General features: G+C 58.2%; 2 protein-coding genes. One reads left to right on the top strand and one right to left on the bottom strand.

From position 1 onward, the window contains the following. A partial coding sequence (locus CW742_RS12840) for an ATP-binding protein (RefSeq protein ID WP_292420986.1) occupies positions 1 to 397 on the top strand: 397 nt, incomplete at its 5' end. Positions 398 to 586: 189 nt separating this feature from the next. Here CW742_RS12840 and CW742_RS12845 read toward each other — a convergent pair. Continuing rightward, a partial coding sequence (locus CW742_RS12845) for a hypothetical protein (RefSeq protein WP_292420988.1) occupies positions 587 to 1464 on the bottom strand: 878 nt, incomplete at its 5' end.

Below are 1464 nucleotides of genomic sequence, written 5' to 3' on the forward strand. Positions count from 1 at the left end.
CTCCCACCTTGACTTTTCCCGGATTGCCCGTACTACAAATATCGAAGGCCTTGAGATATTTGCCGATCCCCTGCTTGAGGACGTCTTCTTCATCCTGATGGAGAATGTCCTCATCCACGGCAAAGGGGCAACCGGAGTGAAGATCCATTACCGGAAAGAACCGGATGGCAGTCTTGTCATCCTGTTCGAGGACAACGGCCCCGGTATCCCTTCGGATGTAAAGGAGAGGATCTTCAGCCAGGACTTTAATCTGAAAGGGGGCAGGGGGCTCTTCCTTGCCCGCGAGATCCTCTCGATCACGGGCATCTCGCTGCGGGAGACCGGCGCTCCCGGTGCCGGTGCACGGTTCGAGATGACGGTTCCGGAGGGGGCGTTCCGCCTGCCCGATAATGGGTGACCCTGCTCGTTTGTTGCGGTTTATCCGAGTGGATGCGATCGGTTGTGGATGCGGCCCGTGAGGGATTCTATATGAACGCCTCTTACAGGTGCAGACCAGTTTTGAATCGTTCAATTGGAAGTTTGGTTTGAATTTCCTGAGTTCACATTCCCGATCGTGACCCCGCACGCGGGGGGATGCGTGTTCCCGTCAGGATGTTGTTTCCCAAACAGGGAAACGGTGAAGAATATCGGCAACCGCTATCCCCGCCGCGCGGAGCCACGCTGCGATTCCGGTCCAGCTGACAATCACAAACCCGTAGCAAATACCGGTCACCAGAACCTGCCCTCGGACGACCTGTAAGAAGAAACCGTACTCATTGCCGAGGAGCAGGGGCGACTGGCCGATGATGAGTGCCACGGCAGCAGCGGTAAGGACAAGAAGGCCAAAGACGATCGCACACCCAAGGATCTCGCGCCACATCCGTACCAGGGACAGTGTCCCGGCAAGAGCCGGAAGGAGCCGCTTCTTCTCCAGCACAATGCCGGGGATGACAGAGAGCGCGGCGATGAGTACCACGGCATTGATGGCCATCTGCGGGAACGCGAAGTACAGGGCCCCGGACAGCTCATCCGGGAAGTAGTAGGCGTAGGGAAGATGGAAGAGCGCCATGGAGATCGTGTGGGCGATTCCCCCGAAGAGCCGGGTCTGCGAGACGAGCTCGTACGCCAGCCACGCGATAACGGAGAGGAGCAGGGCGAGGCCAAGGAGCGATCCGGTATGGCCGTTGATCCCGGTGAAACTATCTCGGACACTATCCAGCTCTTTCATCCACCTGCTCCGGTGCAGGACGAGGCCAGCCAGGACAAGTGTGAGGCCGGTGAGGCAGACCACCTCCAGCAGGAGAATGCTGATATCGAAGATCATGAATGCATTGACGAGAAGATTCGTTTCGGGGGGAACGGCGACACTGATGAGGAACGCGTTGTGTCCCGCCCGGGTTACGTTCCACCACCTTGTCAGGAAGAGGGAGAGCATCACAAGCCAAGCAAGGGCCATGAACCACCAGAGCGAACGCTCCCTGAGAA

Origin of the sequence: Methanoregula sp., assembly GCF_002835825.1 — an archaeon.
In the GTDB taxonomy this organism is placed as follows: domain Archaea; phylum Halobacteriota; class Methanomicrobia; order Methanomicrobiales; family Methanospirillaceae; genus Methanoregula.